The organism is Vibrio sp. D431a, from assembly GCF_030248655.1.
GTDB lineage: Bacteria > Pseudomonadota > Gammaproteobacteria > Enterobacterales > Vibrionaceae > Vibrio > Vibrio alginolyticus.
This window is the reverse complement of record NZ_JAHGAP010000032.1, coordinates 92295-99669: the sequence shown is the minus strand read 5'-3', so window position 1 is coordinate 99669 and position 7375 is coordinate 92295. Positions and strand designations below refer to the sequence as shown.

Genomic DNA, 7375 nt, shown 5'->3' with positions numbered 1-7375 from the left:
TGACTTACCTTAAACCCACTCTCATATTTAAATCTTGCATCTCGAGTTACACTACCCTCTTCACATGGTTTTAATACGTCGTGAACGAGCTAGCACGTAACTCTGTGCCTTAGTCTTAGTCTTATTCCGATACCAAGCTCTAACCAAAGCTCCTTTTATTCGATATTAGAAAATCTAGTTATGTGACAGAGTTTAATTGTTTGAAGTGTCGCTTGTTTCTAATTTGAAAATAGGATGACTTTGAATACAAGTTTAGTCTCACTGAGATCAAGAGGGAGGGGGCTAAATTTCTGTTAAGGCTTTGATCTACTGAATGCTAGCTCAGTTTTATCTTGGTGAGGTTGCTAACCTGTTTGGGTTCTGAACGCAATCACCCTAAATGTCTCTTTCTCATAAAAATACAAACTCGCTCATTGCTAAGTATTGTGGAAGTTTAGCTTTGATGTTTGCGAGGAGCCTATATTGCCAAGGGAAGAGAAGTGATACAGATGAAAATGGGTAAATTAAAAGGCTCGTCTATGAATACTATCTATCGGCAATAGTTAGTATCTATGAAAATGTAGCGTAGCGATTCTTAGTATATTTGAAGGTATATCAAAGAATAAGGAGCATTAGTCCTTGAAGGGGAGTCTGAAAATTAGTTATGAAAAAAGCAGCTAGGTAGCTGCTTTTTATTTATTAAGTTACGTGTCTTTAAGAGTCCAATGGCTCCGTATGTTCCGGAGTGGTTATTGCTTGGTTATTCTCTTCCATCTTCTTCTCTTCTGCTTTTGCTTTTTCAATCATTGGAGTGATTGTTGAGCCTTGAATGAGGATAGAGAAAACAACGACGGAGTAGGTCATTACAAGAATAATCTCTTTTACATCGATTAACTTATCTTGAATCACCCAAATACCAGATGGAATAGAAAGTGCCATCGCTAGTGCTAGGCCTCCGCGTAAACCGCCCCACGTCAAAATACGCACTGACCATGGATTATATTTTCTGTAACGTTTAAAGCCTATGTAAGAAAGAAATACACTTAGATAGCGAGCTGCTAGTACAAGAGGGACTGAAATAGCCATCATGATCCAGTCTTCTTTGTGGAATTCAAATAGCAGCATCGACATGCCGATCAGTAGGAATAACACGCCATTCAAGAACTCATCAACAAGCTCCCAAAAATGGTCAAGGTGATCTTCACTCTCTTTTGAAAAGCCAATAAAGCGTGTCCAGTTGCCAATCATAATACCGGATACAACCATCGCGAGTGGGCCTGATACATGGATGTATTCAGCAAATGCGTAACCTGCTGTTGGGACACCAATGGTAAGTAACAATTCCATTGAGTGATCATCGGTGGCACTGATCAAGTAGTGGAATAGCAAACCGAGGACGAAACCATATGTGATACCACCGATAGCTTCTTGGATGAAGAGTAAGGTGACACTACCTACAGTTGGTGCCTCAGTGCCAAATGCAATCGTAAATAGAGTGACGAAGATAACCAAACCGAAGCCATCATTGAAGAGCGATTCTCCTTCAATCTGAGTGGAGATACGTTTAGGAGCATCTAGTTTTTTCACAATAGCCAATACAGCGATTGGGTCAGTTGGCGATATTAGAGCACCAAATAGTAAGCAGTAGACCAAATCAAATTGGATGCCAATTAACTGACAAAACCCATACAGCGCAAATCCAATAAAGAACGTAGAAAACAGTGTAGCTCCAAGGGCTAAAACAGTGATCTCCCACTTTTGATCTTTAAGGTTCGGGAGTTTGATGCCTAGTCCACCAGCAAATAGTAAGAAGCCAAGAATGCCTTTGAGCAAGAAATCTTCGAAGTTAATCCTTGTGACCGTCTCCGTCGCAATTTCGGTGAGATGGAACCAGTTGTTTTGACCCGCAATTAAGATTAGAAGTGAAAGCACCATTGAACCTGCGGTAATCGCAATGGTGGTTTGCATCTTTCCTATCTTGCTGTTTACAAAAGCAATTAGCATCGCAGCTGCGGATAGAAAACATAAAGTATGATAGACCGACATAGAGCTCTCTATTTGTAACATTTTATGAATGGAATTCTCGGCTGATGCTGCTTAAATAGCAAACATTTTTTCGTGATTATTTTGTAAGTTAAGAAGGAGATAAAATAATCATTAATTCCACGTTTAGACGTCTAGACTCCTGAAGTTTGTGTGATAGGATGGAAAGATAACTAAAGGAATGAGGCTGTACTGTGGGAAGTAACGTAAGACAACAGATTGAAGCTCAATTGAAGCAACGTATTCTTTTGATTGATGGTGGTATGGGAACCATGATTCAAGGGTACAAACTTGAAGAGCAAGACTATCGAGGAACGCGCTTTGCGGATTGGCATTGTGATCTAAAAGGTAACAACGACCTGTTGGTTCTAAGTCAGCCTCAACTTATCAAGGAAATTCACGCTGCATATTTAGAAGCGGGTGCAGATATTCTTGAGACCAACACTTTTAACGCAACAACCATTGCGATGGCTGACTACGAGATGGAAAGCCTAAGTGAAGAAATTAACTTTGCAGCTGCCAAGCTTGCACGTGAAGTTGCAGACGAATGGACCGCAAAAACACCCGATAAACCACGTTATGTCGCAGGGGTTTTAGGGCCGACAAACCGAACTTGTTCTATTTCTCCTGATGTAAATGACCCCGGATATCGAAATGTTTCTTTCGACGAGTTAGTTGAGGCTTACTCTGAATCGACTCGAGCGCTTATTAAAGGTGGTTCAGACCTTATTCTTATCGAGACCATCTTCGATACGCTTAACGCTAAGGCTTGTTCATTTGCTGTTGAAAGTGTGTTTGAAGAGATGGGTATTGAGTTACCTGTGATGATCTCGGGGACTATTACTGATGCTTCCGGTAGAACATTATCCGGTCAAACCACAGAAGCGTTTTACAACTCATTACGTCATGTTAAACCGATTTCGTTTGGTTTGAACTGTGCACTTGGCCCGGATGAACTGCGTCCTTATGTTGAAGAGCTCTCGCGTATATCAGAATCTTTTGTTTCCGCTCACCCAAATGCTGGGCTTCCGAATGCATTCGGCGAATACGATTTGTCGCCAGAAGATATGGCTAAGCATGTTAAAGAGTGGGCTCAAAGTGGCTTTTTAAACTTGATTGGTGGGTGTTGTGGTACAACTCCTGAGCACATTCGCCAAATGGCACTCGCGGTTGAAAATATCGCCCCTCGTCAATTACCTGAACTTCCCGTTGCTTGTCGCTTGTCTGGCCTAGAGCCACTCGCTATTGATAAAGACTCTTTATTTATCAATGTCGGTGAGCGTACGAATGTAACCGGTTCTGCGCGTTTTAAGCGCTTGATTAAAGAAGAACTGTACGATGAAGCGCTCGATGTGGCTCGTCAACAAGTTGAAAATGGCGCTCAAATTATCGATATCAACATGGATGAAGGCATGTTGGATGCACAAGCTTGTATGGTTCGCTTTTTAAACCTTTGTGCGTCAGAACCTGAAATCTCAAAAGTACCAATCATGGTTGACTCTTCCAAGTGGGAGGTTATTGAAGCCGGTCTTAAGTGCATCCAAGGCAAAGGCATTGTTAACTCGATCTCTCTCAAAGAAGGCAAAGAGAAATTCGTTGAACAAGCTAAGTTGATCCGCCGTTACGGGGCGGCTGTGATTGTGATGGCGTTTGATGAGATTGGGCAAGCAGATACACGTGAGCGCAAAGTAGAAATTTGTACCAACGCTTACCGAATTCTTGTTGATGAAGTGGGCTTTCCACCAGAAGACATCATTTTTGACCCAAACATTTTTGCCATTGCTACGGGGATCGAGGAGCATAATAACTACGCGGTGGATTTCATTGAAGCCGTTGGCGATATCAAACGTGATTTACCACACGCGATGATCTCGGGTGGTGTTTCTAACGTCTCATTCTCTTTCCGTGGCAATAACTATGTACGTGAAGCGATTCACGCGGTGTTCCTCTACCACTGTTTTAAAAACGGTATGGATATGGGGATTGTGAATGCGGGTCAGTTAGAAATCTACGATAACGTGCCTGAAAAATTGCGTGAGGCTGTGGAAGATGTCGTTCTTAACCGTCATGATGACGCCACTGAGAGATTGTTAGATATCGCGGCGGAATATGCAGGCAAAGGGGTAGGTAAAGAGGAGGATGCCTCTGCACTTGAGTGGAGAACTTGGCCTGTTGAAAAGCGCTTAGAGCACGCGTTAGTGAAAGGAATAACTGAGTTCATCGTTGATGATACCGAAGAGGCTCGTGTCAACGCTTCAAAGCCATTAGAGGTGATTGAAGGCCCACTAATGGATGGGATGAACGTCGTCGGAGACTTGTTTGGTGAAGGTAAAATGTTCCTTCCTCAGGTCGTAAAATCTGCACGAGTGATGAAGCAAGCAGTCGCGCATCTGGAGCCCTACATCAATGCAGAAAAGCAGGTGGGACAAACAAACGGTAAGATTTTGCTAGCGACGGTCAAAGGTGATGTACATGATATCGGGAAAAATATCGTTGGCGTTGTATTGCAGTGCAATAACTACGAAATTATCGATCTTGGTGTCATGGTTCCTTGCGAAAAGATCTTAAAAGTAGCGCAAGAAGAGAACGTCGATATTATTGGTTTATCAGGGTTGATCACACCTTCATTAGACGAAATGGTGCATGTTGCAAAAGAGATGGAGCGTCTCGACTTTAGCTTACCTCTTCTCATCGGTGGCGCAACAACGTCAAAAGCCCATACCGCAGTTAAGATTGAGCAAAATTACAAGCATCCAGTGGTTTACGTGAACAACGCCTCACGTGCAGTGGGCGTATGTACTTCTCTTCTGTCTGATGAACGTCGCCCTGAATTTGTTGAAAAACTTGAAGCTGATTACGAACGAGTACGTGATCAACATAATCGAAAGAAACCGAGAACCAAACCAGTGACATTAGAAGCTGCTCGAGCGAATAAAGTTGCTATCGATTGGGAAGCTTATACTCCTCCAGTGCCTGTTAAGCCTGGCATTCATATCTTCGATGATTTTGATGTGGCTATATTACGTCAATACATCGATTGGACACCATTCTTTATGACTTGGTCACTTGTGGGTAAGTATCCAACAATTTTCCAACATGAAGAAGTTGGTGAAGAAGCAAAACGTTTATTCGAAGATGCCAACGAGATACTTGATCGAGTTGAGCGAGAAGGCCTGTTAAAAGCGCGTGGAATGTGTGGCTTATTCCCTGCTGCGAGCGTGGGGGACGACATTGAAGTTTATGCTGATGAAACTCGTACCGACGTTGTGAAAGTATTACGTAACTTGCGACAACAGACCGAGAAACCAAAAGGATTCAACTATTGTTTATCCGACTACATCGCACCTAAAGAGTCGGGTAAGCATGATTGGATAGGGGCATTTGCTGTCACTGGTGGTATTGGTGAACGAGAGCTTGCTGATGAATACAAAGCACAGGGAGATGATTACAACGCAATTATGATTCAAGCGGTGGCGGATCGCCTAGCCGAAGCGTTTGCTGAGTATTTGCATGAGCGTGTCCGTAAAGAAATTTGGGGTTATGCTGCGGATGAAGATTTATCTAACGATGATCTCATTCGTGAAAAATACCAAGGTATTCGCCCTGCACCAGGTTATCCAGCGTGCCCTGAGCATACTGAAAAAGGACCGCTTTGGGAGCTACTTAATGTGGAAGAGAATATTGGCATGACTCTAACCTCCAGCTATGCAATGTATCCGGGTGCGTCAGTATCTGGTTGGTACTTCTCTCATCCTGACTCACGTTACTTTGCGATCGCACAGATCCAAGAAGATCAGCTAGAGAGTTACGCCGATCGTAAGGGGTGGGATAGGATCGAGGCTGAAAAATGGTTAGGGCCAAACATTAATGGTTAAATTGATGTTTACCTCGTCCAAATATAACAACTAATGAAACAACAAAGGGCTGCAGATACGCAGCCCTTTGTTTTATTGAGTTGAACTTACTTCTCAAACAACTCAGTGTGGAGTTTTTGTATGGCTTGTTTCGATACCGATTCATGGAGCAAGAAGCATAAGTTGTGAGGGCTAGCGCCATAACAAATCATGCGTAGGTTAAAATCTTCTAGCGTGCCAAAAACCTGTTTCGCGTAGCCTTTACTCTCACTCATGTTGTTACCAATGAGAGCAACGAGGCATAGGTCATGTTCAACTTCTACCTTACATAACTCTTCTAACTCTTCTCGTGCAGCTTGCGGCAGCTGTGGTGCTCCGCCAGATGTATCAGTTTGATCAAGTGTTAACGATACACTGATTTCAGATGTCGTGATCAAATCGACAGAGATCTTATGCTTTGCAAGGATCTCAAAGACCTTTGCTAAGAAACCGTATGCGTGGAACATATTGGCGCTGCGTAGCGTTACCATGGTTTGGTTACAACGCAAAGCTAGCGCACGGAATAACGGTGAGCTTTCGACTTGGTGGCGAATCCAAGTTCCCCCTTTTTCAGGCTCTTTCGATGACCCCACAAATACCGGAATGTCGTGGCGCAATGCAGGTACTAGCGTAGAAGGGTGAAGGATTTTAGCGCCAAAGTTAGCCATTTCTGAAGCTTCACTAAAGCTGATCTCAGGAATTGGTGAGGCTTTTGGCGCAATTCGCGGGTCTGTTGTGTAGATGCCCGGAACATCAGTCCAGATTTCTAACCCTGCCGCTTTGACGCTCTCAGCAATTAAGGCGGCGCTGTAATCGCTGCCTCCTCGACCTAGTGTTGTTGTATTACCGGCTTCGTCAGATCCTATGAAGCCTTGAGTAACAACAACGGATTGTTGGCAAAGTGGTACGAGTTTATCTTGCGCAAGCGTCGAAATTGCTTCAATGTTTGGCTCTGCGCGACCAAAGTTGTCATCAGTACGCAGCACATCGCGGATATCAAAGCGCACAGCTTGAATGCCTCGCTCACACATTAACTGAGTTAGAATATGCGTCGACATGAGTTCGCCACATGCGACTAAATGATCGGTTAACTTCGCACTAGCTTGGATAGATGCAGCCTCGGCCAGGCTGGTTACGGTATCTAATATGCCATACACCTCGGCAGCAGTTTTCGTGCTGTCTTCGAGCTGAGTTAAAATGGCGTCATGAATGTTGGCCAGATTTTGCAGCAGCTCAGTACGGTGCGTTTGATCCTGAACACCGTTGGCGAGTTCTACCAATAGGTTGGTGACGCCAGAGCAAGCGCTGCTCACGACCAGGCGAGTATTTGGATTGTTTTCGATAATGGTGGCGCAACGACTCATTGCCTCAAAGTTGGCAACACTGGTTCCACCGAATTTAGCTACGTTAAATGCGCTCACTGCGTTCTCCCACGACTTCCTAAAAAATTGTACATCCAA

3 protein-coding genes are annotated in these 7375 nt (G+C 43.8%); 1 reads left to right on the top strand and 2 read right to left on the bottom strand.

Annotated features, from left to right (window positions below):
• Window positions 1-693: 693 nt before the first annotated feature.
• Window positions 694-2025 (bottom strand): sodium:proton antiporter, encoded by a 1332-nt coding sequence (locus KJB35_RS24475; protein ID WP_031781147.1) that lies wholly within the window; start codon window positions 2023-2025, stop codon window positions 694-696.
• 191 nt (window positions 2026-2216) lie between these two features.
• On the opposite strand from KJB35_RS24475, the gene metH reads away from it, so the two are divergent.
• Complete coding sequence (metH, locus tag KJB35_RS24470; RefSeq protein WP_053306798.1) at window positions 2217-5897, top strand: methionine synthase; 3681 nt, start codon at window positions 2217-2219, stop codon at window positions 5895-5897.
• An 86-nt stretch (window positions 5898-5983) separates the two neighbouring features.
• Here metH and lysC read toward each other — a convergent pair whose 3' ends face one another.
• Window positions 5984-7336, bottom strand: coding sequence for a lysine-sensitive aspartokinase 3 (gene lysC / locus KJB35_RS24465; protein WP_017821324.1), 1353 nt, complete (start codon window positions 7334-7336; stop codon window positions 5984-5986).
• Window positions 7337-7375: the final 39 nt, after the last annotated feature.